Raw genomic sequence first — 26,945 nt, forward strand, 5'->3', positions numbered from 1 at the left:
TGCGCGCGGAGGGTCGGGGGCTGCGCGCGCACCGCCGGGCGGGGGCGGTTCAGCGGTAGAGGCGGACGTCCGCGAGGCTCCACCAGTTGGGGGCGGTGGCGGTGCCGGTGATCCGCAGGTAGCGGGCGCGGGTGTCGCGCGGCAGGTCGACGGTGGTCAGCTGGCCGGTGCCGGGCCCGTCCGCCAGAGGGTGCCAGCGGGTGCCGTCGTTGCTCGCCTCGATCTTCCAACTCCGGGCGTAGTCACCGAGGTTGTCGCCGCTGTCCAGGGCGATCCGGTCGAAGGCGGTGCGCCGCCCGAGGTCGAGCTGCAGGTACTGGCCGGGGGTCTGGGCCGTTCCGCCGGACCACCGGGTGGAGCCGTCCGCGTCGATCGCCGCGCGGGCGTCGGCGGCGGCCGGCCGGGCGGTGGCGGTGGCGCCGGTGAGCGGGACTTCGCGCCGGTCCGGCTTCGGCGCACCGGACTTGGGCCAGCGGAAGGTGGCCAGCGCGCCGCCGGGCAGCGTGTACGCGAAGCTCTGCCCGCCGACCGCGACCGCGAAGTCGCGCGGCGCGTCGTTCTCGTTGTGCACCACCAGCACGGTCGAACCGTCCGGGTCGGTGAACGCGACGTCGGTCAGCTGCCCGTTCCAGCCCGGCGTGCCGAAGCTGGTGCTGGCGATCCGGACGGCGCCGGGGCGGACGAACTTCGACAGGTGGCCGATCGTGTAGTACTCGGCGCCGGTGGTCACGCTGTGGTCGTCGTGCACGGTCAGCAGCGCGGTGCAGGTGCCGCAGCCGCCGTTGTGCGGGCCGTCGTGCTCGTCCAGCGCGATGTTCCAGTTGAGCACGGACCTGGCCCAGTTGCGGGTCGCGCCGACGGTCAGGTTCCGGGCGTGCCAGGTGAGCGTGCCCCGGAAGGTCTGCTCGGCGGTGTCGGTGGGCCCGTGCGAGCCGGAGCACTCGGTGAACCAGATGCCCTTGTCGGGGTGCGCGTCGTGCAGCGCGCTCTGCGCGGACGGGTCGCCCGAGTAGCAGTGGTAGGCCGTCCCGGCCAGCCACTTGGCGGCGTCGCTGTCCAGCAGCCGGTACGGGTAGTCGGTCTCCGGGTCCTCGCCGGGCGGGGTGTTCTTCACGTCGTCGGGGTGGGTGGCCCAGTTGTGGTCGTAGCCGAGGATCCTCGTGCGCGGGCTGGCCTTCTTCAGCAGCGGCCCGAGCGCCTCGACCACCTTCTCCTCCTGCTCGGCCGTCAGGTCGGTGCCCGGGTACGCGTTGGGCTTGCGGTTCTGCGGCTCGTTCTGCACCGTCAGGTAGTCGACCGGGACGCCGGCCGCCGCGTACGCCTGGACGAACTTCACCAGGTAGCGGGCGTACGCGTCGTACACCGCCGGGTCGTCCTTGAGCTTCCCCTCCAGCAGCGAGTCGCCGGTCTTCATCCAGGCGGGCGGGCTCCACGGGGTCGCCACCACCGTCAGCTCCGGGTCGAGCTGCCGGGCCCGGCGCAGCAGCGGGAGGATCTGCTGCTCGTCGTGGGCGATCGAGAAGTGCGTCAGCGCGAAGTCGCTCTGTCCGGCCGGGACGTCGTCGTAGGTGTAGTGCGCGGCGGCGGCCGTGAAGTCGGAGGAGCCGATCGGCTGGCGCACCATGCTGATGCCGATGCCCTGCGCGGGGTCGAAGAGCCGGCGCAGCGCGGCGTCCCGGTCGGCCGGGGGCAGGCCGCTCAGGACGGCGGCGGAGGAGTCGGTGATCGAGGCGCCGAAGCCGTCCATCCGCTGGAAGGTCTGCCCCGGGTCGACGGTGATGGTGGTGCGGGCGAAGGCGCCCCGCTGGAACGCCACCGACGGGCGCTGGTGCAGCAGTTCGGCGCCGTCCGGGGTGGTGACCCAGACCTCGACGCCGGCGGTGGGCCGGTGCGGGGATGCGGGGGCCGCGCCCATCAGGCCGAGGGCCAGTGCGGTGGCCGTGGCGGTGCCGAGCACGCGTCGGTACATCGGGTTCCTCTCCCCTTGCCTTCATGAAACAAAATGAAACGTTTCTGACATATCTGCGTGCGTTCAGGAAACGGCACCGGCTTTCCCGCTGTCAAGATTCCTGCACCCCTTGCAAGTTGGGAGCTGTATGATCGCTTCCATGAAACGAAACGATGAAACACATGGGTAGGCCGAAGTCGACGCGGGTCACCGTCCGGGACATCGCGGCCGCCGCCGGGGTCTCCCCCGCCACCGTCTCCCGCGTCCTGACCGGGCAGGCCGTCGTCGCCGAGGAGACCAGGGCCGCCGTCCGCACCGCGATGGAACGCCTCGGCTCCCCCGAACCCGCCGCCCCCCGGCGGACCGCCCGGCCCGGCGCCGTCTTCGTCCGCTGCCCCTACCTGCTCACCGACTACTTCGGCACCATCGTCACCGCCGTCGCCGAGGCCCTCGACCGGCACGGCCGGGAACTCATCCTCAGCGCGGGCAGCTCCGCCCAGCACAACGGGGCCCTCACCGGGCTGGCCCGCCGCCGCGACCTGGCCGGGGCCCTGCTCGTCCTCCCCGTCGAGGACAGCCCGGCCCTCGAACGACTGCGCCGCCAGGACATCCCGTTCGTCGTCATCGACCCCCGCACCCCCGTCCCCCGGGACATCGCCGCCGTCTCCGCCTCCCACTTCACCGGCGCCCGCAACCTCACCGCCCACCTGGTCGCCCTCGGCCACCGCCGGATCGGCTTCATCAACGGCCCCGAGGACTGGCTCGCCTCCACCTCCCGCCACGCCGGCCACACCGCCGCCCTCGCCGAGGCCGGCGTCCTCATCCCCCCGGACCTCGTCACCCACATCGAACCCACCAGCGACTGGGGTCACACCGCCGCCGCCCGCCTCCTCGACCTCCCCCGACCCCCCACCGCCCTGGTCGCCTTCAACGACAAGGCCGCCGTCGGAGCCCTCCGCGCCGCCCACGAACGCGGCCTCCGCGTCCCCACCGACCTCTCCATCGCCGGCTTCGACGACGACTACCTCAGCCGCACCTCCATCCCCACCCTCACCACCGTCCGCCAACCCCTCGAAGAACTCGGCGGCCTCGCCGTCAGCCTCCTCCTCCGCCTCATCGAAGGCACCGCCCTCGAAGCCCTCCACGTCGAACTCGCCACCGAACTCATCGTCCGCGACTCCACCGGCCCGGTCCCGGACGGCCGGAACAGGCGGAACGGAACGACCTGACACCCGCACGGGCCCCGACTCGACACCCGCCTGACGGTCCGTCAGGAAGCTGCGGTGTTTGGACAGCGGCGCACGGGTCACCCGATGCCGGGAGCGAACCGAAGCGGGACGGCCCCGGGCGGGTGGTCCCGGGTCAGGAGGCAGAGGATGTCCGGTGGTCTGATCGTGGCGATCGTCGTGGTCGCCCTGGTGGTGGTGCTCGGCGCGTTCGCCTTCCACCGCTACCAGCAGCAGCGTCCCAGCCTGAGCCGCCGGTTCGGGCCCGAGTACGAACGCACCGTGGCCCGGCACGACGGCGACACCGCCGCGGCCGAACGCGAGCTCGCCCAGCGGGTGGAGCGGCACCGGGAACTGACCCTCACGCCGCTGAGCGCGGCCGAACGGGCCCGGGCCGAGGAGCAGTGGGCGCAGGTGAAGGCGCGCTTCGTCGACGATCCCCGGCAGGCGCTGGCCAACGCGGAGGCCCTGCTGGCCCGGGTGGCCCGCGACCGCGGCTACCCCGACTCGGACGTGGACGCGCAGATCGACACCATCTCGGTCGACCACGGCGAGCACGTCGAGTCCTACCGGACGCTGCGCGCGCTCTCCCGGCCGGACGCCACCGGGCGGCCCTCGGCCACCGAGGAGCAGCGCGCGGCCCTGCTCCGGGCCCGGGAGCTGTTCACCGCGCTGGTCGGTGCCGGAGGCGAGTCGGAGCGCGTCCCCGCCCGCGGCACGGCGAAGACCGCGACGCCGCCCGCCCGGCGGGTGCCGGCCCAGCACGAGCGCCACGCCTGAGCCCCGACCGGGCTCCCGCCGTTCCGCCACCGCCCCACCGTTCCCCGAGGAGGACAGCATGACCACCGAGAACCCCAGCACCGACCGCGCCAACGGCACCGGCACCGGTTCCGGCGCCGCCCGCGGCCGCTTCGTCTCCGTTCCCGGCACCGGCACCGACACCGACACCACGCGGGGCCTCGACCCGGCGCCCGGCACCGCTCCCGACCCCCGCCCCGACCGCGCGGGCACCGATCCCCGCACCGACCGCACCGAGCGCGCGGGCACCGACCGCACCGACCGCACGAGCACCGACCGCAGCGACCGCACGGGCATCGAGCGCGCGGGCGGCACCGCGCACCCCGCCGACCTGACGAAGGCCGCCGAGCCCGCCCGTCCGCGCTCCACCGCCGGGAACCCGGCCGCGGCGAACGAGACCGACCTGCTCCTGCCGCCGGAACTCGCCTCCCGGCTGACCGGTCGGCTCGACCGCGCCGTGGGCAGCTTCGTGGACGACCCGGACCTGGCCGTGCAGGAGGCGGACGAGGCCCTGGACGAGACGGTGCGGGTGCTGACCGACCGCCTGCAGGAACGCCGCACGGAGCTGCGCGACGCCTGGCGGACCGACGGCGACCGGGACACCGCGGACGCCGCCTCCCGCACCGAGGACCTGCGCCTCTCCCTGCGCGCCTACCGCGACCTGCTGCACCACCTGCTCGCGGCCTGACCGGTCCGGTCCGGCCCGGCCCCGCCGACGCCGAAGGGCCCGGAAGCTCCTCTACGGAGCTTCCGGGCCCTTCGGCGTCGGATCGGCCCCCCGTTCCCGTGCCCCGACCGGGGCCGCCGCCCCTGGGCCGGCAGTTCGGCGCGGCGCGGTCAGCGCGGGGCGAAGAGGCGGCGCAGGGCGGTGGTCAGGGGAGCCGGGGCGGGGGTGGGTAGGCGCGCGGCGAGGTGGGTGTCGGGGCGAAGAGGCGGCGCAGGGCGGTGGTCAGGGGAGCCGGGGCGGGGGTGGGTAGGCGCGCGGCGAGGTGGGTGTCGGGGCGGACCAGGAGGGCCTCGCCGTCCCGGGGGGCGTAGGCCCGGCGGAAGGTGCCGCGGGGGTCGCCGAGCCAGGGCGCCCGCAGGTCGTCGGGGCGGGCGGCCGCGTCGGCGGCGAGGACCACGTGCACGTCGAGCCGGTCGTGGGCGGCGGCGCGGGCCGCGTCGGCGGCGGCGTTCAGGTCGGCGGCCCGGGTGCGGGGGCCGGCGTGCAGGAGCAGCACCGGTCGGGGCCCGTGCAGCAGTTCGTGGAGGCGGGCGGGGTAGCCGGTGAGGGGGCGTTGCAGACCGGTGCAGTCGGGGGCCCGGCCGCCGTCGCAGGAGGGGTCGGTGACGGGGCTGTCGGGGTAGGCGATCAGGAGCTGGGCCTCGCGCAGCAGGTTCGCGGTGAGGTCGCCGGGGGTCGAGCGGGCGTGCCGGACGGTGCGTCCGACCACCTCCTCCCCCACCGGGCGGCGTTCCGCGTGGTAGCTGTCGAGCAGGGTGTCGGCGGCGGGGCCGTGCACGGTGAGGGCGAGTTTCCAGGCCAGGTTGTGCGCGTCCTGGATGCCGGTGTTCATGCCCTGCGCGCCGGTGGGCGGGTGGATGTGGGCGGCGTCCCCGGCGAGCAGGACCCGGCCGGCCCGGTAGCGGGCGGCGAGCCGGTGGCTGATCCGGAAGGTGGAGGACCAGCGGAGCGCGTGCGCGGTGACGGGTCCCGGGGCGAGCCGGTCCAGGACCGCCTGCAGGTGTGGGAGGCCGGGTGCGGCGCCGTCGGGGGCGGTCGTCCTGGAGGAGATCCGGTAGCGGCGGTGCCCGGGCAGCGGAACGGCGACCAGCACGTCGCCGGGGTCGGCCCCGGTGGCGCGGACGACGTGGCCGGGCGGCAGGTCCCAGTCGAGTTCGACGTCCCCGAGCATGTACTGCTCGGGGAAGGCGTCGCCGTCGAAGGCGATCCCGGCGGCCTTGCGGACGGTGCTGTGCGCGCCGTCGCAGCCGACCACGTACCGGGCGGCCAGGGTGCGCCCGTCGTCGAGCACCGCGCGGACGTGGTCCTCGTCCTGGCGGAGGCCGGTGAGCGCGACGCCGCGCTCGACCTCGGTGCCGAGGCCGGCCAGGTGCTCGGCGAGCAGGCGTTCGGTGGTGTACTGCGGGAGCGCGGCGAACCGGTAGGGCACGTCGGCGGGCAGGTCGAGGGCGGTGCGCGGGCCGGGGGCGCGGTCGGTGAAGGTGAGTTGGCCGTGCAGCGGGAGCGCGGCGTCGAGGGCGCGGCCGACCAGACCCATCGCCTCCCAGACCTCGAAGGTCCGGGGCTGGACGCCGACGGCCTTCGGGTACGGCGGGGGCTCGGTGACCCGGTCGAGGATCCGGCAGTGCACACCGTGTCGGCGCAGTTCGGCGGCGGCGGTCAGGCCGACCGGCCCGGCGCCGACCACCAGGACGTCGACGGTCTCCTCGTGCATGGCCCGCTCCTCACGGCGTCGGCCCCTCCTCCAGGCTGCGCCGCGGCCCCCGGGCCCGGCCACTCGGGAGCGGCCGGGCCCGGCGGGGGTTCACCCCACGGAGGAGTACGCGATGATGCCGCGCCGCATGCCGTCGACCGCCTTGCGGGCGGTCTTGCGCAGGTCCGCGTTGTCACCGGCGGCGTCCTGGATCTGGCCGAGGACGTCGATGAGTTGCTTGGTCCAGCGGACGAAGTCGCCGGCGGGCATGTCGGCGTCGCGCAGGACGGCGTCGAGGTCGTGGCCGAGGGCCCAGCGGTAGGCGGTCCAGGCGAAGCCGAGGTCGGGTTCGCGCTGGCCGACGCCTTCGGCGGTGGAGATCTTGTGCTGTTCCTCCAGGTCGTCGAGCCTGCTCCAGATCCGGACCATCCTGCCGAGCGCCTCCTTGGCGCCGCCCTCGGGGACGCGCGGGGCGGTGGCGTCGTCGGACTGGCGGGCCTCGTAGACCAGCGCCGAGGCGCAGGCGGCGAGTTCGGCGGCGGCGAGGCCGTTCCAGACGCCCTCGCGGATGCACTCGGCGGCGAGCAGGTCGAGTTCGCCGTAGAGCCGGGCGAGGCGCTTGCCGTCGTCGGTGACGGTGTCCGCCCGGAGGTAGCCGAGGTCGGCGAGCAGGCCGCAGACCCGGTCGAAGGTGCGGGCGATGGTGTGGGTGCGCGAGCGCATCCGGCGTTCGAGGAGTTCGGTGTCGCGGTGCAGGCGGTGGTAGCGCTCGGACCAGCGGGCGTGGTCCTCGCGTTCGTCGCAGCCGTGGCAGGGGTGCTGGCGCAGGGCGGTGCGCAGCCGGCTGATCTCGGGGTCGTCGGCGGCGGCGGCGCGGCCCTTGCGGTGGCGCTCGGGTTCGAGGTGGCCGGCCTTGGTGCGCAGCGCGGAGGCGAGGTCGCGGCGGGACTGCGGGCTGCGCGGGTTGAAGGACTTGGGGATCCGCATCCGGTCCACGGCGGCGACGGGGTGCGGGAAGTCGATCATCGCCAGGCGCTTGACCTGCCGTTCGGCGGTGAGCACGACCGGGCGCGGGCCGTCCTGGAAGTCGGGGTGCCGGTGGTGCCCGCCGCGGCCGCTGCGGCTGTCCGGCGGCAGGCCGGGGTCGAGGACGAGCGCGAGGCCGGCGAACTTGCCGGTCGGGACGTGGATGATGTCGCCGGGCCTGAGCTGCTCGATCGCCTCGACGGCGGCGTTGCGGCGCTGCGAGGTGCCCTCGCGGGCGAGCGCGTTCTCGCGGTCCTTGAGGTCGCGGCGCAGCTGCATGTACTCGTCGAAGTCGCCGAGGTGGCAGGTCATCGACTCGCGGTAGCCCTCCAGGCCCTCCTCGTTGCGCTGCACCTGGCGGGCGATGCCGACCACCGAGCGGTCGGCCTGGAACTGCGCGAAGGAGGTCTCCAGCAGTTCGCGGGAGCGGTGCCGCCCGAACTGGCCGACCAGGTTGACGGCCATGTTGTACGAGGGGCGGAAGGAGGACTTGAGCGGGTAGGTGCGGGTGCCGGCCAGGCCTGCCAGCGCCTCCGGGTCGAGGCCGCGCTGCCAGAGCACGACGGCGTGGCCCTCGACGTCGATGCCGCGGCGGCCGGCCCGGCCGGTGAGCTGGGTGTACTCGCCGGGGGTGATGTCGGCGTGGGTCTCGCCGTTCCACTTGACCAGCTTCTCCATGACCACCGAGCGGGCGGGCATGTTGATGCCGAGGGCGAGCGTCTCGGTGGCGAAGACCGCCTTGACCAGTCCCTGGACGAACAGCTCCTCGACGACCTCCTTGAACCGGGGCAGCATGCCGGCGTGGTGGGCGGCGATGCCGCGCTCCAGGCCGTCCAGCCACTCGTAGTAGCCGAGGACGTGCAGGTCCTCGTCGGGGATGTCGCGGCAGCGCTCCTCGACGAACTGGCGGACCTTGAAGCGGTCGGCGTCCCGGTTCAGCCGCAGGCCGGAGTTGAGGCACTGCTGGACGGCGGCCTCGCAGCCGGCCCGGCTGAAGATGAAGGTGATGGCGGGCAGCAGGCCCTCGGCGTCCAGCCGGTCGATCACGTCGACCCGGTTCGGCGTCCAGACCCGGCCGGGGCGGCCGGTGGGCATCGAGCGGCCCCGGCCGCGGGCGAACCGGTCCCGGCCGCGGTCGGCCTCGGAGCGGGCCAGCCGGACGAGTTCGGGGTTGACGGCCTTGGCGGGGTTCTTCAGGCTGCCCTTGGGGCGGCCGTCCCGGTCGGGGCTGGCGAACAGGTCGTACATCCGGTTGCCGGCCATCACGTGCTGCCAGAGCGGGACGGGGCGGTGCTCGGAGACGATCACCTCGGTGCCGCCGCGGACGGTGTCCAGCCAGTCGCCGAACTCCTCGGCGTTGGAGACCGTCGCGGAGAGCGACACCAGCGTCACCGACTCGGGGAGGTGGATGATGACCTCCTCCCAGACGGCGCCGCGGAACCGGTCGGCGAGGTAGTGCACCTCGTCCATCACCACGTAGCCGAGGCCGTCGAGGGCGTTGGAGCCCGCGTACAGCATGTTGCGCAGGACCTCGGTGGTCATCACGACGATCGGCGCGTCCCCGTTGACCGAGTTGTCGCCGGTCAGCAGGCCGACCTTGGCCTGGCCGTAGCGCTTGACCAGGTCGCCGTACTTCTGGTTCGACAGCGCCTTGATCGGCGTGGTGTAGAAGCACTTGCGGCCGCCGGCCAGCGCCAGGTGGACGGCGAACTCGCCGACGATGGTCTTGCCGGAGCCGGTCGGCGCGGCGACCAGGACGCCCTTGCCGTCCTCCAGGGTGCGGCAGGCGCGGACCTGGAAGTCGTCGAGCGGGAAGTCGTACAGCTGCTGGAACCCGTGGAAGGCGGTGGCCTGTTCCTTGGCGCGCGCACGGGAGGCCGCGTAGCGCTCGGCGGGGCTGAGCTCCTCCTCGGCGGCGGGGTCGAGCTGCTCTTCGGGCATGGGCTTGCCGGGCACTGGCGTCACCTGTTCTTCCCGTGGGTGTGGCTGGACGAGAACGCAGACGGCGACGCCTGCGGCTGCGGGGCCGTGGCCCGGAGGGGCGACGGGGCGCAGCGGGTGCGTGGAGTGTGGTGATCGAGCATCTCAGCCTGAGATTACCCGTCTGGAGTGACATCAACATCAGACTTTTCCGGCACTTCGCGGAGCCGTCACCGGGAGCGTCCCGGCGCGGGCCGGGCGGTTCCCCGGGGGCGGGGGCCGGAACCGCGTCCGGGCGAACTGTTCACGTTCTGATTTGCAAATGTCTTCAAGTGGTCGGCAGTTCGGTGCTTTCCGGCCCCGTTTCGATCAGATCCGAAAGATTGCGCTCAACACCCGGCCGCAGTGCGGTCCCGTTCCTACAGTCGTGCCGATCGACCCGGCCGGTCGGCCACGGCGGCGCGCAACCGCGCACGACGGCACACGACAGCAGGAGGACAGGCGATGGCGAATCTCGAGACCTCGCTCAAGGAAGCCATGACCATCGAGGGCGCCCTGGGGGTGGCCCTGGTGGACTACGGGAGCGGCATGGCGCTCGGCACCCTCGGGGACGGCGGCGAACTCGACATGAATGTCGCCGCGGCCGCCAACACGGACCTGGTCCGTGCCAAGATGCGGGCCATGGAGATGCTCAACCTCCACGACGACGGCATCGAGGACATCCTGGTCACCCTCACCGGCCAGTACCACCTGATCCGGCCGCTCACCACCGCCGGCGGGCGCGGCCTGTTCCTGTACCTCGCGCTGAACCGCACCCGGTCCAACCTCGCCATGGCCCGGCACCAGTTGAAGCGGATCGAGGCGTCGCTGGAGGTCTGAGCGCGGGAGGGGCGGCCTGCGTGCCGCCGGAGAGGGGAGGAAGCATGCCCGTACCGCTGTACCAGGCCAAGGCCGAGTTCTTCCGGATGCTCGGCCACCCGGTGCGAATCCGGGTCCTCGAACTGCTCCAGGCCGGCCCGACGCCGGTGCGGGAGCTGCTGGCCGAGCTGGACGTCGAACCGTCCAGCCTCTCCCAGCAGCTCGCCGTCCTGCGCCGCTCCGGCCTGGTCACCTCGACCCGCGAGGGTTCGACGGTGGTGTACGCCCTGGCCGGCGCGGACGTCGCCGAGCTGCTCCGGACGGCCCGGCGGATCCTGACCGAGCTGCTCGCCGACCAGGGCATGCTGCTGGCGGAGCTGCGCGCCGCGCGCTAGTGCCGACCGACGCGGCCCCGACCCCGGCCCGTCAGCGGGTGAGCAGGCGGGCCAGGCCGTCGGCCAGCCGCCGGTACTCCTCGGGGCGGTTGTAGAGCTGGGCGCTGATCCGGAGGATGCCGCCGCCGGGCCAGGGGCGGACCGCGACCCGGGTGTCGAGGGTGCGGTGGACGGCGGTCATCAGGGCTTTCGCGGCGTGCTCCTGCTCGGCGGTGCCGGGCGGGAGCCGGACGGCGCGCATGCCGAGGCCGGGCAGGGCCGGGAGGGGCCGCAGGCCGGCCCGTTCGACCAGCAGCCGCTGTCCGTGCGCGGCCAGCCGGTCGTTGTGGTCGCGCAGCCGGTCGGCGCCGATCCGGTGGATCAGGGCGAGGCCGGCGGGGGCGGCCAGCCACGGGGTGTAGTCGAAGGTGCCGCGCCACTCGACCCGGCGGGGGAAGCCGCGGTCGTGCTCCCAGGAGAGGGTCAGCGGGCGGACCTCGGGCCGCCAGGGCCGGTCGACGGCGAGGACGGCGGCGGCGCGCGGGGCGAAGGCCCACTTGTGCAGGTTGCCGGCCCAGAAGTCGGCGCCGCCGGCCGCGCCGCCGAGGTCGACGGGCAGCGCGCCGGGGGCGTGCGCGGCGTCGACCACGGTGGTCACGCCGCGTTCGCGCAGCGCGGCGAGCAGGGCGGGGGTGGCGACGGCCCGGGCGGTGGGCGAGCTGACCAGGTCGAGGACGGCGACCCTGGTGTGCGGGGTGACGGCGGCCAGGACGCGTTCGGCGACGGCGTCCTCGTCGGGGGCGTGCGGGGAGATCCGGACCCGGCGCACCACGGCGCCGGCCTCGGCGGCGCGGCGTTCGCAGGCGCGGGTGACCGCGCCGTAGCCGTGGTCGGTGACCAGGACCTGTTCGCGGGCGCCGAGCGGGACGGAGTCCAGGGCGACGGCGACGGCTTCGGTGACGTTGGTGGTCAGGGCGAGCCGGTCGGGGTGGCCGCCGAGGGCGGCGGCGATCTCGGCGCGGGCCCGGGCGATCCGGTCGGGGGCGTCCTGGAAGAAGCCGTCGGGGTCGCGTTCGAGGGCGGCGCGCAGTTCGGCCTGCCGGCGCTGGACCGGGACGGGGACGGCGCCGTAGGAGCCGTGGTTGAGGTGGGCGGTGCCGGGGTCGAGGGTGAACAGGGTGGTGCTGCCGGGCAGTGGCGCGGGCGGGTCGGCGGCCGGAGCGGTCCGCGGGTTCCCCGGATTCTTCATGTGCACCCTCCAAATGCTGTGTGACATTTCACACTGCATACTTCTAGCCGACCGGGGCCGGGCACGGCAACCATCGGCGGGTGACTCACACCGACCCCTACCTCGCGCTGAGCGCCGCCACCGGCCGCTTCAGCTACGGCGCCCCGCGCGCCGTCACCCTGTCCGCCGACGCCGGCCGCGCCCTGTTCCTGCGCTCGACCGGCGCCACCGACCCGGTCGAACGGCTCTGGCGGTACGACCTGGCCACCGGCCGGGAGCGACTGGTCGCCGACCCGGCGGCGATCGCCCCGGGGCGCACCGGCGCGGCCGCCGAACTGCCGCCGCTGGAGCGCCGGTTGCGCGAGCGGATCCGGCTGTGGGCGCCCGGCATCGGCTCGTTCGCGGCCACCGCCGACCTGTCCCGGGCCGTCTTCGCGCTGGACGGCCGGGTCTTCCGGTGCGACACCGAGACCGGCACCAGCACCGAACTCCCGGTCGCCGGGCCCGCGTTCGACCCCCGGCCGAACGCCGACGGCTCGGTGGTGGCGTACGTGGCCGGCGGGGCGCTGCACCTGACGCCGGGCGGGCGGGTCAGCCCGGCGGACGGCGCGCTGTGGGGCGTGGCCGAGTTCGCCGCGCAGGAGGAGCTGGGCCGCACCCGGGGCCACTGGTGGGCGCCGGACGGCAGCGCCCTGCTGGCCGCCCGGGTGGACGAATCCGCCCTGCCGCTGCGGCACTTCGCCGACCCGGCGCACCCGGAGGCGGCCCCCGAGTCCTTCGCCTACCCGCAGGCCGGCGGCCCGAACGCGGACGTCCAGCTGTGGGTGCTGCGCCCGGGCGGCGCCCCGACGCGACTGCGTTGGGACACCGGCGAGTTCCCGTACCTGACGGCGGCGGGCTGGGAGGGCGGCGGCGAAATCCTGCTGACCGTCGCGGACCGGCTGCAGCAGCGCGTGCTGCTGCTGAGCGCCGACCCGGCGACCGGCGAAACCCGCGAACTGAGCCGCACCGAGGACGAGTTCTGGGTCGACCCGCTGCCCGGCACCCCGCTGCGGCTGGCCGACGGCCGGGTACTGACCTCCGCCGACACCCCGGCCGCCCGCGGGGTGGCGCTGGACGGCAAGATCCTCACCGACGAGCGCCTCCAGGTGCGCCGGGTGGTCGGCCCGCGGCCCGACGGGCGGCTGCTGGTCGAGGCGGGCGACGGCGACCCGGCCGACCAGCACGTGTTCCTGCTCGACCCGGGCACCGGGGCGCTGGAGAAGCTGACCGCGGGCGCGGGCGTGCACGCGGTGGCCGCCCACGCCGGGGACGTGCTGCTGCTCACCTCGGCCTCGCTGGACGGCGTCCGCCGCGAGCTGCGAACCGCCGCGAGCAGCACGGACTTCCCCGACCTGACGGCCGAACTCCCCTACCGTCCGCGCCCGTCGCTGTCCCGGGTGACCGAACTCGGCCTGCCCGCCGCGGTGCTGTACCCGCGCGGGCACGTGCCGGGCCGCCGGCTGCCGGTGCTGCTGGACGTGTACGGCGGCCCGGGCTTCCAGGTGATCGCCAACGAGCCGCGCCGCTGGCAGTTCAAGCAGTGGTGGGCCGACCGGGGCTTCGCCGTGGTGACGGTGGACAACCGGGGCACCCCGTTCGTCTCGCCGGACTTCACCCGGGCGGTCTTCCGCCGCTTCTCGCAGGTCGCGCTGGACGACCAGGTGGCCGCGCTGCGGGCGCTCGGCGCCGCGCACCCGGACCTGGACCTGTCCCGGGTCGGGGTGCGCGGCTGGTCGTACGGCGGGTACTTCGCGGCGCTGGCGGTGCTGCGCCGCCCGGACGTGTTCCACGCGGCCAGCGCGGGCGCCCCGCCGACCGACTTCCGGCAGTACGACACCGCGTACACCGAGCGCTACCTGGGCCTGCCGCAGGACAACCCGGAGGGGTACGCGGCGGACTGCCTGCTCGGCGACGCGCCGGGGCTGCGCCGGCCGCTGCTGCTCGTCCACGGCCTGGCGGACGACAACGTGCACCCCTCGCACACCCTGCGGCTGTCCGAGGCGCTGACCCGGGCGGGGCGGGCGCACACCGTGCTGCCGCTGCCGGGGGTGAGCCACATGCTGCCGGACGGGGCGCTGGAGCGGGTCGCGGTGCAGGAACTGGCCTTCTTCCGCGAAAAGTTGGGCCCGGGCCGGGAGGCGGGCGCACCCCCTTCCCCGTAGTGGATGACATGTGAAATATTACCGGCCATCCGTTTACCCACCCTTGAGAGAGGACCGGGTCACTTGCGCAGACTTCCCACAGCCCTCATGGCTGCGCTGACCACCGGTGCGATAGCACTGACCGCCACCCCCGCGTTCGCCCGGCCCCACGGACCCGCCGCCGAGTTGACGGCCCAGCAGGCCGCGGACGGCCGGGAGGCGCCGCCCTCCCCGCTGCCGCCGCAGGAGAAGGCCCGGCAGGCCCTGCAGACGCAGGCCCTGGCCCAGGTCAACCAGGGCGGGGTCGCCAAGAACGGCAGGTCCGCGCCGGCCAAGGTGAAGATCGGCAACGACTACGTCCAACTGGCCAGGCAGCGCACCGACAAGGTGTTCGTGATCCTGGCCCAGTTCGGCGACCGGGTCGACGACACCACCCAGTACAACGGGCAGCCCCGCTACGGCGGCACCCCCGGCCCGCGGCACAACGCCGTCCCGCAGCCGGACGGGAGCGACACCCACACCTACTGGGAGCACGACTTCAGCCGCGACTACTACCGGAAGATGTTCTTCGACGACACGCCCGGCGCGAACTCGATGCGCAACTTCTACCGCACCCAGTCCTCGGGCCGGTACGACCTCCAGGGCACCGTCTCCGACTGGGTGACGCTGCCGTGGAACGAGGCCCGCTACGGCTCCAACAAGGGCCCGCAGGGCGGCGGCGGCTGGACCCAGGCCCAGGAGTTCGTCCGGGACGCCACCACGGCGTGGTACGAGGGCGAGCTCGCCAAGGGCCGCACCGCGGCCGACGTCGGGGCGGAACTCGCCCAGTACGACACCCAGGACCGCTACGACTACGACAAGGACGGGAACTTCGACGAGCCGGACGGCTACCTCGACAACGTGATCGTGGTGCACGCCGGCGTCGACGAGACCTGGGGCGGCGGCGCCCAGGGCGCCGACGCCCTGTGGGCGCACCGCAGTTGGACCTTCCCCGACCCGACCGGACAGACCGGCCCGGCGGGCAACCGGATCGGCGGCGCCCCGGTCGGCGACACCGGCCTGTACGTCTACGACTACGTCCAGGCGGGCGAGAACAGCGGCGTGGGCCTGTTCTCGCACGAGTTCGGCCACAACCTCGGCCTGCCCGACCTGTACCCGACCACCGGCGGCGACAACTCGGTCGGCTTCTGGTCGCTGATGTCCTCCGCCTCCTACCTGGGCCGGGGCCGGAACACCACCGGCGAGTACCCGGGCGACCTGGACGCCTGGAGCAAGCTGCAACTGGGCTGGCTCGACTACGACGAGGCCCGGGCGGCGACCCGCTCCAGCCACGCCCTGGGCGTCAGCGGCTACCACACCGACCAGGCGCAGGCCGTCCTGGTGCACCTGCCGCCGGGCAGCACCACCACCACGCTGGCCGACCCGTACGAGGGCGGCCGGCAGTGGTGGAGCGACACCGGCGACAACCTGGACGCCGCGCTCTCCCGCACCGTCGACCTGACCGGCGCCACCGGCTCGGCCGCGCTGGACGCGGCCGCCTGGTGGGACACCGAGCAGGACTACGACTTCTTCACGATCGAGGGCTCGGCCGACGGCGGCCGGACCTGGACGCCGCTGCACGGTACCGCCGACGGGCAGCCGATCGGCGACACCCCCGCGCTGACCCCAGGCCTGAGCGGCAGCTCCGGCGGCTGGCGGCAGCTGCACGTCCCGCTCGACGCCTACCTCGGCAAGAGCGTGCAGGTGCGCTTCCACGTCACCTCCGACACCAACACCCACGGCAAGGGCGTGCTGGTCGACGCGGTGCGGCTGACCGCCGACGGCGCGGTGCTGCTGAGCGACGGCGCGGAGGGCGGCGGGGCCGCGGGCTGGGCGCAGGTCGGCTTCACGGTGGTCCGGGGCAGGGACGCCGTCCAGCAGCACCCGCGGGCGTACCTGGTGGAGAACCGCCGCTACGCCGGCTACGGCGCCTTCCTGAGGACCGGCCCGTACAACTTCGGCTACTCGGGCGTGCCGGGCAAGGCCGACGTGATCGACACCTACCCGTACCAGGAGGGCGTCCTGGTCTGGCTGTGGGACACCGGCTACGGCGACAACAACACCGCCGACCACCCGGGCGGCGGCCTGATCCTGCCGGTGGACGCGCACCCGAAGGCGCTGCGGTTCGCGGACGGGACGGTCACCAACGGGCGGTCGCAGCCGTACGACGCGGTCTTCTCGCTGAAGCCGACCACCGGGTTCACCCTGCACAGGGCGGGCGCGGCGACCAAGGTGCCGTCCGAGCCCGCGGTGCCCGCGTTCGACGACCACTCCGGGGTGTACACCGATCCGGCGCTCCCGCAGCTCGGGGTGAAGGTGCCGGACACCGGCACCCGGATCGAGGTGGTCCGGGAGACCCAGGGCGGCCGGCTCACCACGGTCCGGGTCGGCCCGGCCGCCTGACCGGGGCCCGGTCCGCGGGACACCGCAGGCCGGCGGCTTGTAAAGAGTTCTTTCTAAAGCTAGCTTTAGAACATGAGCGAACAGCCGCCGGCCATCCGGCTCACCGACCCGCGCGCCCTGCGCGCCTACGCCCATCCCACCCGGATGGCACTGGTCGGCCTGCTCCGCCTGCACGGGCCGCTGACCGCGACCCGGGCGGCGGAGCTGCTCGGCACCGAATCGGTGGCGAGCTGCTCCTTCCACCTGCGCCAGCTCGCCAAGTACGGGCTGGTGGAGGAGGCCGGCGGCGGACGCGGCCGGGAGAAGCCCTGGCGGGCGACCGCCGCCTTCACCAGCTGGGACGCCTCCCCCGCCGACCCGGAGCAGGCCGCCGCCACCGAGGCCCTGCAACGGGCCGTGCTGGACGGCTACTTCGCCCGCGCCACCGGCTGGCTGCTGCACCGCGGCACCGACGCCCCCGAGTGGCGCGAGGCCGCCTCCTTCGGCGACAGCGCCGTCCTGGTCACCGCCGCGGAACTCGCCGAACTCACCGCGCGCATCGAGGAGTTGACCCGCCCCTACACGGAGCGGCTGGGCCGCCCCGGCCCGCCCCCCGAGGGCGCCCGGGCCGTCCAGCTGATCCAGCTCGCCGTCCCCACCGACACCCCGGAGGGCACGGCGCCGTGAGCCTCCTCGACACCCGCCCGGCCGCCGCCGTCCGCCGCCGGATACCCGCGCTGCTCCACGAACCGGCCTTCCGCCGCTACTGGACCGGCCAGACCGTCTCCTCGCTCGGCGACCAGATCACCCTGCTGGTCGTCCCGCTGATCGCGGTCTCCACCCTGCACGCCACCGCCGCCCAGATGGGCTACCTGACCGCCGCCGGCTACCTGCCCTACCTGCTGCTCTCGCTGCACGCGGGCGGCTGGGCCGACCGCTACGGGCGCCGCCGCCGCATGATGATCGCCACCGACCTGGGCCGCGCCGCCGTCCTGCTGACCGTCCCGCTCGCCCACGCGGCCGGGGTGCTGACGCTGACCCAGCTGTACGCGGTGGTGCTCACCGTCGGCGCGCTGTCGGTGTTCTTCAACGTCTGCAACCCGCCGCTGTTCGTCGCCCTGGTGCCCGCCGAGCAGTACCTCAGCGGCAACGCGCTGATCAACGGCAGCCGGGCCGCCACCTACGTGGCCGGCCCCGGCCTCGGCGGCCTGCTGGTCCAACTCCTGGCCGCCCCGCTGGCGCTGGTGGTCGACGCGGCCTCCTTCCTGGTCTCCGCGCTGTTCCTGCGGAAGATCGACCCGGCCGAACCGCCGCGCGCCGAGAAGGAGCACAGCGGCGCCGCGGAGGGCCTGCGCTGGATCCGGCAGGACGCGGTGGTCCGGGCCTCGCTGCTCGGCACCGCCACCGTCAACCTGTTCACCTTCGTCATCGGCGCGCTGTTCGTCCTCTACGCCACCCGGGAACTCCACTTCAGCGCCGGCCTGCTGGGCGCGGTGATGGGCGCCGCCGCCGTCGGCACCCTGCTCGGCGCGGCCCTCACCGGACGGCTCGCCGCCCGGATCGGCATCGGGCCCGCGTTCCTGCTCGGCCTGGTGCTCTTCCCCGCCCCGCTGCTGCTGGTCCCGCTCGCGGGCGGCTCGGTCGCCGCCTCCGCGGCCCTGCTGTTCGGCGCCGAGTTCCTCTCCGGCGTGGGCGTGATGATCCTGGACATCTCGGCCGGCACCATCTTCGCCGCCTGCATCCCCGACGCCCTGCGCTCCCGGGTCTTCGGCGCCTACCAGGCCGTCAACTACGGCGTCCGCCCGCTGGGTTCGCTGCTCGGCGGCCTGCTCGGCAGCACCATCGGCCTGCGCCCGGCACTGTGGACCGCCGCCGTCGGCGCGGTCTGCTCCGGCCTGTGGGTGCTGTTCTCGCCGATCCCGCGGATGCGCGAACTCCCCGTCCGGACGCCGGAGGAGGAGCCGGAGAGCTGAACCTCCCGCGCCACGCCGTCTTCACCGGGACGCTTCAAAATCCGCGAACCATAGCGCATTCGTGCATATGCCCGAGGGATATGGCGGAAAGTCTCGCCCTCCCGTGGCAGCGCCGGTAGCGTTGCGTCCCGGTCAGACTACCGCAGGTGAAGGCGGTGACGGCGACGCACCGTGCCCCGCACGGTGGGGAGGGAACGCGGTACGTGCCCGGGATCGAGGAGTGCCTTGCGGAAGCCATGGGGATCACCGGCGCGCTGGGGGTCAGCCTGGTCGACTGGACCAACGGCCTGGCCATAGGCACCGCCGGTCTCGGCCCCGACGGCGACCACGAGGTCGGCGCCGCGGACGCCACCGAGCTCGCCCGGGCCGTCACCCAGACCCCGTCGTTCGCCGACCCGGACAGCGGCGCCCCGCCCGCCGAGGACGTCATCGTCACCTCGGCGGGCAACTACCACCTGCTGCGCTTCGTCCCCGCGGCCTTCGACGCCAACGTCTTCCTCTACCTGCGGCTGGACCGGGACCTCGCCAACCTGGCGATGGCCCGGCTCCGGCTGGCCGCCATCGCCGACCGGCTGGTGCTCTCCTGATGCGGCCCACCGACACCCTCGCTCCCGCACCGGCCCTCGCCCCCGCACCGGCCCCGGAGCCGCCACCGGCCGTGCCGCCCATGCCGACGGTGCCGCCGCTGCTGGTCGCCTCGCCGGTCTCGGTGCACCGACTGGTGCCCGCCGCCGGGCAGTTCGGCCCCGCCGCCGAGGTCCCCGGCCCGTACCTGACCGCGCTGCCCCCGGCCGCCGCGCCCACGACGCCCCCGGCGCCCCGGCCGCGGGCCCACGCCGCGCCGCTGCCGCGCCGCCGGCGCTCCAGCTGCGCGCCCGCCACCACCTTCGAGGCCGCGCTGACCGACCTCGCCGCGGAGGGCTCCACCGGCGCCCTGCACGGCCCGGACGGCGCGGTGCACCTGTCCGGCGGCCTGGTGGTGCACGCCGAGGCGCCGGGCGCGGCGACCGTCGGCCACCTGCTGACCGGGGCCGGGCGGATCACCGTGCGGGAGTGGGAGGACAGCCTGCTGCTGGGGGCCGGACGGCTCGCCGAGTACCTGCTGGGCAGCGGCCTGGCCGGGGCGGGCGAGCTCGAACTCGCCCGGCTGGCCGCCACCCTGGACGGCGCGCAGGACGCGCTGGCCCAGCACGGCGGCGAGCTGCGCTTCGACCCGGCCGCGCGGCCGGTGTTCGCCCTGGCCCGCCCGCTCTCGGTGCTGGAGCTGCGCGGCGCGATCGGCCGCCGCCGCTCGCTGCTGGACGGCTGCTGGCCGTCCGCCGAGCTGGACCGGGCGCCGCTGCTGGCCACCGGCGCCGCCCCGACCCGCCGCACCGCGGTGCCGCACCGCCGCCGGCAGTCGCTGCTGGCCGCGGCCGACGGCACCCGCACCGCGCCCGAGCTGGCCCGGCTGCTGGGGCGCTCCACCTACGGCACGCTGCTGGACGTCCGGCAGCTGGCCGCCGCGGGGCTGCTCGCCGTCCCGCGGCCGGCCGCCGTCCCCGACCCGCCCCCGGCCGCGGTGTCCCCGGCCGCCGTGCCGCCGGCCGCGCCACCGGACGTGCTGCTGCCGCCCGGTCCGCGCTCCTACGACTCCGCGGACCCGGAGGTGGGCCTGCTGCTCCGACTACGCGCTGCCCTGGAGGCCCTGTGACCGCCCCGCCCGCCCGCCCCGTCCCGCCGACCGAGTCATGAAGCGGACCTTTCGACAACTGACCGCGAGGAGGATCCCCGTGCTGCCGGAGGCCGAGGTGCAGGCCGAGCTCCAGGGCCTGCGGGCGCGGGTCCCGCACCTGACCGGTTCGCTGGTGGCGACCATCGACGGCCTGGTGGTGGCGCACGACGCGGCCGCGCTGGAGCCGGAGGGCGTGGCAGCGCTGACCGCGGCGGCGCTGGGCGTCGGCTCCCGGCTGACCGAGGCGACCGGGCAGGGCGCCTTCCGGGAGCTGATCGCCCGCGGCGAGCGCGGCTACACCGCGACGTACGCGGCCGGCGCGTACACGGTGCTGACCCTGCTGGCCGGTCCGCAGGCCAACGTGGGCCGGCTGCACCTGGAGGCCCGCCGGGCCGGGGCGCGGATAGCCGCGCTGGCCGACACCGACCTCGACCGGACGCCCTCCTGACCCCTGACGCTCATCTCACCCTGCGGTACACCCGTCGCTCCAAAGAACTGACGGGCCGTCAATTCCTTTCACGGAAGAGGTACTTGGAAAAATGGCTGCTGTGGAAACCGCACTCAAGGACATCATGGGCTCGATCGAGGGCACCATCGGCGTCGCCCTGGTCGACTACAACAGCGGGATGGCGCTGGGCACCGTCGGCGGCGGGTCGGACCTGGACCTGAACGTCGCGGCCGCGGGCAACACCGACGTGGTGCGGGCCAAGCTGCGCGCGATGGAGCTGCTCAACCTGAACGAGGCGATCGAGGACATCCTGATCAGCCTGTCCACCCAGTACCACCTGATCCGGCCGCTGACCTCGCGCACCGGCAAGGGCCTGTTCCTGTACCTGGCGCTGGACCGGAACCGGGCCAACCTGGCGATGGCCCGGCACCAGTTGAAGAAGGTCGAGGCCGAGCTGGAGGTGTGACGCGCCCTCAGCGTCCTCAGCGTCCTCAGCGCCCTCCGCGCTCTCAGCGCTCTCAGCGCTCTCCGCGCCGCAGGGTGAGCAGGCCCCCGGTCGGGACGCGGACGGACAGCTCCGTCCCGCCGACCGGGGTCCGGGCCCGGGCGACCGTGCCGCCCAGGCAGTCCTGCACCAGCAGGTCGACGGGGCCGGGCGGGCGGTCGAAGTCGATCCGCACCAGGGTGTCCTGGTCGGCGTTGGCGACCAGCAGCAGCTCCCACTCGCCGTCGGCCCGCAGCGGCAGCGGCGCGTACCGGCCGAAGGCGAGCCGGGCGCCGTTGCGGGCCTCGATCAGCGGGTAGGCCAACTCGGGCCGGTGCGGGCGCAGTTCGCCGCGCTGGAGCAGCTCGCGGTGCTCCTTCATGACGCTCAGCCAGAACGCCAGGGCGGTCAGCTGGTCGGCGTGCTGGGCGGCGAGGTCGACGGAGACCTGGGCGGTGGCGAACAGCACCGACTGGAGCAGGACGGCGATCCGTTCGGGGCGCTCCTGCGGGTGCCAGGTCAGCGGGTCGGCGTGCACGGCGAGCGGCCCGGCGGTGAGCCGCAGGTCGGCGGTGCGGACCCGGTTCTCGACCGCGCCCAGCGGGCAGTCGGTGGCCCGGACCATGGTGGCGTAGGGCCACAGGCCGGGGCCGACGTAGTCCTGGCGGTGCTCGACCAGCACGTCGGGGCGGGCGGCCCGCAGCCGGGCGTCGAGTGCGGCCAGCAGTCTCCGCACGCCCTCCGCGACGGTGGCGCAGTCCGCTTCCGGGGAGCCGGTGCGGGGCGCGGCGCCGGGTACCGGTCCGCGGGCGAAGGTGTCGACGAAGTCGAGCTTGAGGCCGTCGACGCCGTGCCGTTCGACGGCGGCGGCGAGCCGTTCGACCTGGTGGGCGCGGACGGTGGCGCTGCGCGGGTCGAGCAGGAAGGTCTCCAGTTGCGGCAGGTGGGCGAGGGTGTGCCCGGCCAGCCGCTCCGCGGCGGCGCTGCGGTCGCCGACGAACGGGACGGCGTGCCAGAGCAGGTAGGCGAGGCCGAGGTCCTGGATCCGGCGGACGTGTCCGGCGAAGTCGGGGAAGTCGTGCGGGGCGGGCTGCCAGTCGCCGGTGGTGGCGTAGGAGCGGGTGCGTTCGTCGGTCTGCCAGCCGTCGTCGACGATCAGCGTGCGGAAGCCGAGCGGGGCGGCGAGTTCGGCGAGCCGTTCGACGTCGGCGGCGGTCATCGCCAGGTGCAGTGCGTACCAGGTGCAGAACACCGGCTCGAAGGCGGCGTCGGGGACGGTCCGGGCGGGGGCGAGGGCGGCCCACCAGGCGGCGCACTCCCGTACGGTGTCGGCGAAGTGGCGTCCGCTCAGGTCGAGGCGCAGGGCGAGGTGCGGGCCGTCCTGTTCGACCCACCAGCTGTAGCGGCCGGTCTCCTCGACGGCGCCCTCGCCGATGGTGACGGGGCGGACGGGTTCGCCGACCGCGAAGGTGCACAGGGCGGCGTCGCCGGGGCCGACCAGGCTGCCGACGGGGGCGCCCTTGGGCAGCGAGGCTTCCCGGGGAGGGGCCCAACTCGGGGGCAGCCAGCGGGTGTTGGTGTCGGGCGTCCAGTAGCCGGTGGCGCCGGTGCAGGGCAGCTGCCACTCGATCCGCAGTCGGGTGTCCGGGGCGTCGGCGGCCGCCTCGACCAGCAGCACGCCGGGGGACGGCAGTTCGGTGACGGTGACGGCCGGGGCGGTGCCGCTGCCGACGGCGGTGACCCGCAGGACGAGCGGCCCGGCGCCGACGGTGCGGGAGGTCTCGGTGCGGCCGGACGGCGGTGCGGAGCCGTCCCAGGACAGCGCGGCGTTTCCTTCCACGGGGCGGTGGTTCCTTTCACGGGGCACGGGGGTGGGCCCGCCCCGGCCGGCCGCGGAAGCGGTCGGCCGACCGGTCGGGGCGGGGGCTCGGGTGCGGCGGGGGCTCGGGTGCGGCGGGCCGCGGCGGGGCTACGCCTCGGGGAAGTGGCAGGCGGCCTGGCGTCCCGGGGTGGTGAGGGTGAGCAGGGGCGCTTCGGTCCGGCAGACGGCCCGGGCCTTGGGGCAGCGGGGGTGGAAGGTGCAGCCGCCGGGCGGGTTGGCGGGGCTGGGCGGGTCGCCGAGCAGGACGATGCGCTCGCGGGTGCGTTCGGCGACCGGGTCGGGCAGCGGGACGGCGGAGAGCAGCGCCTTGGTGTAGGGGTGCGCGGGGTGGTCGTAGACCTGCTGCTTGTCGCCGATCTCGACGATCCGGCCGAGGTACATGACGGCGACCCGGTGGCTGATGTGCTTGACCACGGCGAGGTCGTGCGCGATGAACACGTAGGCGACGCCGAGTTCGCGCTGGAGGCGTTCCATCAGGCCGACGATCTGGGCCTGGATGGAGACGTCGAGCGCGGAGACGGGTTCGTCGGCGACGACGAGTTCGGGGCGGGTGGCGAGGGCGCGGGCGATGCCGATCCGCTGGGCCTGGCCGCCGGAGAACTGGTGCGGGTAGCGCTCCAGGTGTTCGGGGGCGAGGCCGACCAGCTGGACCAGGTCGCGGACCTCGGACCGGATCTTCGCCTTGGTCGCGCCCTGGGCGCGCAGCGGGGCGGCGATGATCTGCTGGACGGTCTGCCGCGGGTTGAGCGAGGCGAACGGGTCCTGGAAGATCATCTGGAACCGGCTGCGCAGCGGCCGCAGCCGGTGCTGCGGGGCCGTGGTGATGTCCTGGCCGCGGAAGCCGATCCGGCCGGCGGTCGGGTCGAGCAGGCGGACCAGCATCCGTCCGGTGGTGGACTTGCCGCAGCCGGACTCGCCGACCAGGCCGAGCGTCTCGCCGGGGCGGACGTCGAAGCTGACGCCGTCGACGGCGCGGACGCCGGGGCGGCGGCGCAGGGTGCCGCGCGGGCCGGGGAAGGTCATGCCGAGGTCGCGGACGGTGAGCAGCGCTTCGGGCGCGCCGGGGTCCGCGGCGTCGGCGACAGGGGCGGTCTCGGTGGTCATGCGGTCACCTCGTCGTGGACGCACGCGCTGCGGTGGCCGGCGGCGACGGTGCGCAGCGGTGGGCGGTCGCCGGTGCAGCGCTGGTCGGGCTCGGCCGCGTAGCGGGCGCAGCGCGGGTGGAAGGCGCAGCCGGGGGGCGGGGCGAGCAGGGAGGGCGGGCTGCCGGGGATGGAGCGCAGGGGGGTGCCGTCCTCGGCGTCGAGGCGGGGCAGCGAGTCGAGCAGGCCGCGGGTGTAGGGGTGTCTGGGGGTGGTGAAGAGGGTGTCGGCGGGGGCCTGTTCGGCGGCGGATCCGCCGTACATGACGAGGACGTCGTCGGCGACCCGGGCGATCACGCCGAGGTCGTGGGTGATCAGGACGATGCCGAGGCCGCGTTCGGCCTGCAGGCGCATCAGGAGTTCGAGGACCTGGGCCTGGACGGTGACGTCCAGTGCCGTGGTCGGTTCGTCGGCGATGACCAGGTCGGGTTCGCAGGACAGCGCGAGGGCGATCATGGCGCGTTGGCGCATGCCGCCGGAGAACTGGTGCGGGTGTTCGCCGGCCCGGCGGGCGGGTTCGGGGATGCCGACGTCGCCGAGGACGTCGACGGCGCGGACGAGGGCGGCCCGGCGGCTGCCGCCGAAGTGGGCGCGGTGGGCTTCGGCGATCTGGTCGCCGACGGTGAAGTAGGGGTGCAGGGCGGTGAGGGCGTCCTGGAAGACCATCGCCATCCGGCGGCCGCGCAGGGCGCGCAGCCGTTCCTCGGGGGCGCCGATGAGTTCGGTGCCGTCGAGCCTGGCGGAGCCGGTGACGGTGGCGCCGCGGTGCAGTCCCATGACGGCGAGCGAGGTGACGGACTTGCCGGAGCCGGATTCGCCGACGATGCCGAGGGTGCGGCCGCGTTCGACGGTGAAGTCGACGCCCTTGACGGCCCGGACGGTGCCTTCCTCGGTGGCAAACTCGACGGCGAGGTCGCGTACTTCGAGCAGTGGACGGGTGGTCATGACAGCCTCGCCCTCGGGTCGATCCAGGCGTAGACGAGGTCCACGACCAGGTTGGAGCTGATGATGAAGAAGGAGGCGAGCAGCGTGATGCCCATGATCACCGGCTGGTCGGCCTTGTTGAGCGAGTCGGCGAAGAGCTTGCCGACGCCGGGGAGGCTGAACAGCGACTCGGTGATGAGGGCGCCGGCCAGCAGCCCGCCGAGGTCCATGCCGAGCATGGTGGCGACGGGGGTGAGGGCGGGGCGCAGGCCGTGCTTGCCGACCACGCGGCGTTCGGGCAGTCCCTTGGCGCGGGCGGTGCGGACGTACGGTTCGGCCATCGTCTCGATGACGGAGTTGCGGGTCATCCGGGCGTAGAGGGCGGCGTTGAGCAGGGCGAGGGTGGTCCAGGGCAGGATCAGGTTGGTGACCCAGCCGGCGGGGTCCTCGCCGAACGCGATGTAGCGGGGGTAGGGCAGCAGTCCGGCGACGGTGACGACCAGGTAGAGCAGGATCATCGCGGTGAAGTAGACCGGCAGGGCGGCGATGCCGATGGTGCCGACCATCAGGGTGCGGTCGAGCCAGCTGCCGCGGCGCAGCGCGGAGAGCACGCCGGCGCCGATGCCGAGGAGCAGCCAGAGGGCGGCGGCGCCGAGGGCGAGCGAGACGCTGGTGGGGAGCCGGTCCATCATCAGGTCCCAGACGGGCTGGGCGGATTGGAAGGAGTAGCCGAAGCAGGGGAAGCCGCACTGGACGGCGTACTGGCCGGTGCCGTAGGAGCGGCCGGCGAAGATCGCGGTGACGTAGTGCCAGAACTGGACGACCAGCGGGTCCGCGAGGCCGAGTTGCTGCCGGACGAGGGCGATCCGGTCGGCGGAGCAGTCCTTGCCGCAGAACTGGGCGGCGGGGTCGCTGGGCAGCAGGTAGAAGACGGCGAAGGTGAGGGCGCAGACCGCGAGCAGGGTGGCGGCCATGGCGAGCAGGCGGCGGAGCAGGAATCCGGTCACGTCCGGCTGCCCTTCGGGTCGAGGGCGTCCCGCAGGGCGTCGCCGACCAGGGTGAAGGCCAGGACCACCAGGAACAGGCAGGCGCTGGGCAGGATGAAGAACATCGGGTCGACCTTGTAGTAGAGCACCGCGTCGGAGATCATCTGGCCCCAGGAGGGCGTGGGCGGGCGGATGCCGACGCCGAGGAAGGTCAGGGCCGCCTCGGTGCCGATCAGGCCGGGGATGGCGAGGGTGACGTAGACGATGACGGTGCCGGTGAGGTTGGGCAGGATCTCGCCGAACAGGACGCGGCGGTGGGTGGTGCCGCTGGCGCGGGCGGCCTCGACGTACTCGCGGTGTTTGAGCGAGAGGGTCTGGCCGCGCACGACGCGGGCGATGTAGGGCCAGGAGAAGACCGACATGACGCCGATGAGCAGCACCACCCGGTTGACGTCCCGGGCCACCGAGAGCAGCGCGATCATGAAGATCAGGCTGGGGAAGGACATCATGATGTCCATGAACCGGCTGATCACGGCGTCGGTGCGGCCGCCGAAGTAGCCGGCGGTGATGCCCAGGACGGTGCCGATCAGGGTGATCAGCAGGGCGGAGACGCAGGCGACCAGCAGGCTGATCTGGGCGCCGTACAGGAGTCGGGCGAAGACGTCGCGGCCGAGCAGCGGTTCGACGCCGAGCCAGTGCCGGGCGCTGACGCCGCCGAGCGGGCCGCGGGGCAGGCCGCCGAGGTAGGGGTCGACGGCGCCCTTGTCGACGGTGTCGGGGCCGGTGCCGCTGACGGCGGTGAGCAGCGGGGCGAGCAGGGCGGCCAGCACGAAGAAGGCGATGATGGCGGCGCCGGCCTGGGCGGTGCGCCGGCGGCGCACCCGGTGCAGGGCGAGGGTCCAGGGGGAGGCGGGGGCGGCGGGGGCCTCGGGGGTGTCCGGGGCTCCCGCGGCCCCGGCCGGGGCCGGGGCGGGCGGGGTGGTCATCCGG

The 26,945-nt window shown here is 74.5% G+C and carries 22 protein-coding genes; 13 read left to right on the forward strand and 9 right to left on the reverse strand.

Annotation, left to right across the window (positions count from 1 at the left end; translation table 11 throughout):
- Window positions 1-49: 49 nt before the first annotated feature.
- Window positions 50-1,969 carry a discoidin domain-containing protein gene (locus EDD39_RS26805; RefSeq protein WP_123561026.1) on the reverse strand — a complete coding sequence of 640 codons (1,920 nt, stop codon included), beginning with the start codon at window positions 1,967-1,969 and terminating at the stop codon, window positions 50-52.
- 161 nt (window positions 1,970-2,130) lie between these two features.
- Here EDD39_RS26805 and EDD39_RS26810 point away from each other — a divergent pair, with 161 nt between their 5' ends.
- The 3 genes from EDD39_RS26810 (at window position 2,131) to EDD39_RS26820 (ending at window position 4,660) form a co-directional block, all read left to right on the forward strand.
- On the forward strand, window positions 2,131-3,177 hold the full coding sequence (locus EDD39_RS26810; protein WP_123561028.1) for a LacI family DNA-binding transcriptional regulator: 1,047 nt from the start codon (window positions 2,131-2,133) through the stop codon (window positions 3,175-3,177).
- A 147-nt stretch (window positions 3,178-3,324) separates the two neighbouring features.
- Complete coding sequence (locus EDD39_RS26815; protein WP_123561030.1) at window positions 3,325-3,954, forward strand: hypothetical protein; 630 nt, start codon at window positions 3,325-3,327, stop codon at window positions 3,952-3,954.
- A gap of 58 nt (window positions 3,955-4,012) precedes the next feature.
- Window positions 4,013-4,660, forward strand: a complete 648-nt coding sequence (locus EDD39_RS26820; protein WP_123561032.1) for a hypothetical protein — start codon at window positions 4,013-4,015, stop codon at window positions 4,658-4,660.
- 184 nt (window positions 4,661-4,844) lie between these two features.
- On the opposite strand, the gene EDD39_RS26825 is transcribed toward EDD39_RS26820, so the two are convergent.
- Together EDD39_RS26825 and EDD39_RS26830 are read right to left on the reverse strand one after the other, a co-directional pair.
- Window positions 4,845-6,413 carry an FAD-dependent monooxygenase gene (locus tag EDD39_RS26825; protein ID WP_123561034.1) on the reverse strand — a complete coding sequence of 523 codons (1,569 nt, stop codon included), beginning with the start codon at window positions 6,411-6,413 and terminating at the stop codon, window positions 4,845-4,847.
- A 90-nt stretch (window positions 6,414-6,503) separates the two neighbouring features.
- Window positions 6,504-9,359: a DEAD/DEAH box helicase gene (locus EDD39_RS26830; protein ID WP_123563394.1), complete on the reverse strand. Its 2,856-nt coding sequence runs from the start codon at window positions 9,357-9,359 to the stop codon at window positions 6,504-6,506.
- Between the two features lie 483 nt (window positions 9,360-9,842).
- Between EDD39_RS26830 and EDD39_RS26835 the strand changes: the two genes are divergently transcribed.
- Together EDD39_RS26835 and EDD39_RS26840 are read left to right on the forward strand one after the other, a co-directional pair.
- Window positions 9,843-10,217, forward strand: coding sequence for a hypothetical protein (locus EDD39_RS26835; protein WP_123561036.1), 375 nt, complete (start codon window positions 9,843-9,845; stop codon window positions 10,215-10,217).
- A gap of 44 nt (window positions 10,218-10,261) precedes the next feature.
- Window positions 10,262-10,591, forward strand: a complete 330-nt coding sequence (locus tag EDD39_RS26840; protein WP_030915791.1) for an ArsR/SmtB family transcription factor — start codon at window positions 10,262-10,264, stop codon at window positions 10,589-10,591.
- A gap of 31 nt (window positions 10,592-10,622) precedes the next feature.
- Here EDD39_RS26840 and EDD39_RS26845 read toward each other — a convergent pair whose 3' ends face one another.
- Window positions 10,623-11,819 (reverse strand): aminotransferase class V-fold PLP-dependent enzyme, encoded by a 1,197-nt coding sequence (locus EDD39_RS26845; RefSeq protein ID WP_123561038.1) that lies wholly within the window; start codon window positions 11,817-11,819, stop codon window positions 10,623-10,625.
- An 80-nt stretch (window positions 11,820-11,899) separates the two neighbouring features.
- Between EDD39_RS26845 and EDD39_RS26850 the strand changes: the two genes are divergently transcribed.
- From EDD39_RS26850 to EDD39_RS26885, 8 genes are all read left to right on the forward strand, one after another.
- Window positions 11,900-14,002 carry a S9 family peptidase gene (locus EDD39_RS26850; RefSeq protein WP_123561040.1) on the forward strand — a complete coding sequence of 701 codons (2,103 nt, stop codon included), beginning with the start codon at window positions 11,900-11,902 and terminating at the stop codon, window positions 14,000-14,002.
- A gap of 87 nt (window positions 14,003-14,089) precedes the next feature.
- Window positions 14,090-16,423, forward strand: a complete 2,334-nt coding sequence (locus tag EDD39_RS26855) for an immune inhibitor A domain-containing protein (RefSeq protein ID WP_123561042.1) — start codon at window positions 14,090-14,092, stop codon at window positions 16,421-16,423.
- Window positions 16,424-16,495: 72 nt separating this feature from the next.
- A complete protein-coding gene (locus EDD39_RS26860) occupies window positions 16,496-17,089 on the forward strand; it encodes a winged helix-turn-helix domain-containing protein (protein ID WP_123561044.1) in 594 nt (197 codons plus the stop codon).
- Window positions 17,086-18,375 carry an MFS transporter gene (locus EDD39_RS26865; RefSeq protein WP_123561046.1) on the forward strand — a complete coding sequence of 430 codons (1,290 nt, stop codon included), beginning with the start codon at window positions 17,086-17,088 and terminating at the stop codon, window positions 18,373-18,375. The genes EDD39_RS26860 and EDD39_RS26865 overlap by 4 nt, the downstream gene beginning before the upstream one ends.
- 203 nt (window positions 18,376-18,578) lie before the next feature.
- The gene (locus EDD39_RS26870) at window positions 18,579-18,962 is read left to right on the forward strand and encodes a hypothetical protein (RefSeq protein ID WP_030458399.1); all 384 of its coding nucleotides are present in this window, start codon (window positions 18,579-18,581) and stop codon (window positions 18,960-18,962) included.
- Window positions 18,962-20,068: a hypothetical protein gene (locus EDD39_RS39855; RefSeq protein WP_162870223.1), complete on the forward strand. Its 1,107-nt coding sequence runs from the start codon at window positions 18,962-18,964 to the stop codon at window positions 20,066-20,068. The genes EDD39_RS26870 and EDD39_RS39855 overlap by 1 nt, the downstream gene beginning before the upstream one ends.
- Window positions 20,069-20,147: 79 nt before the next feature.
- Window positions 20,148-20,537 carry a roadblock/LC7 domain-containing protein gene (locus EDD39_RS26880; RefSeq protein WP_123561048.1) on the forward strand — a complete coding sequence of 130 codons (390 nt, stop codon included), beginning with the start codon at window positions 20,148-20,150 and terminating at the stop codon, window positions 20,535-20,537.
- Window positions 20,538-20,628: 91 nt separating this feature from the next.
- Entirely contained in the window at window positions 20,629-21,003 is a 375-nt protein-coding gene (locus EDD39_RS26885) for a roadblock/LC7 domain-containing protein (RefSeq protein ID WP_123561051.1), read from the forward strand.
- Window positions 21,004-21,055: 52 nt separating this feature from the next.
- On the opposite strand, the gene EDD39_RS26890 is transcribed toward EDD39_RS26885, so the two are convergent.
- From EDD39_RS26890 to EDD39_RS26910, 5 genes are all read right to left on the reverse strand, one after another.
- Window positions 21,056-22,861 carry an alpha-galactosidase gene (locus tag EDD39_RS26890; protein WP_123561053.1) on the reverse strand — a complete coding sequence of 602 codons (1,806 nt, stop codon included), beginning with the start codon at window positions 22,859-22,861 and terminating at the stop codon, window positions 21,056-21,058.
- Between the two features lie 129 nt (window positions 22,862-22,990).
- On the reverse strand, window positions 22,991-24,007 hold the full coding sequence (locus EDD39_RS26895) for an ABC transporter ATP-binding protein (RefSeq protein WP_123561055.1): 1,017 nt from the start codon (window positions 24,005-24,007) through the stop codon (window positions 22,991-22,993).
- Window positions 24,004-24,990, reverse strand: coding sequence for an ABC transporter ATP-binding protein (locus tag EDD39_RS26900; protein WP_123561057.1), 987 nt, complete (start codon window positions 24,988-24,990; stop codon window positions 24,004-24,006). The genes EDD39_RS26895 and EDD39_RS26900 overlap by 4 nt, the downstream gene beginning before the upstream one ends.
- Entirely contained in the window at window positions 24,987-25,976 is a 990-nt protein-coding gene (locus EDD39_RS26905; RefSeq protein ID WP_123561059.1) for an ABC transporter permease, read from the reverse strand. Before EDD39_RS26905 ends, EDD39_RS26900 begins: the two co-directional genes overlap by 4 nt.
- Window positions 25,973-26,941, reverse strand: coding sequence for an ABC transporter permease (locus EDD39_RS26910; protein ID WP_123561061.1), 969 nt, complete (start codon window positions 26,939-26,941; stop codon window positions 25,973-25,975). The genes EDD39_RS26905 and EDD39_RS26910 overlap by 4 nt, the downstream gene beginning before the upstream one ends.
- Window positions 26,942-26,945 lie beyond the last annotated feature (4 nt).

Source organism: Kitasatospora cineracea (genome assembly GCF_003751605.1).
Lineage (GTDB): Bacteria > Actinomycetota > Actinomycetes > Streptomycetales > Streptomycetaceae > Kitasatospora > Kitasatospora cineracea.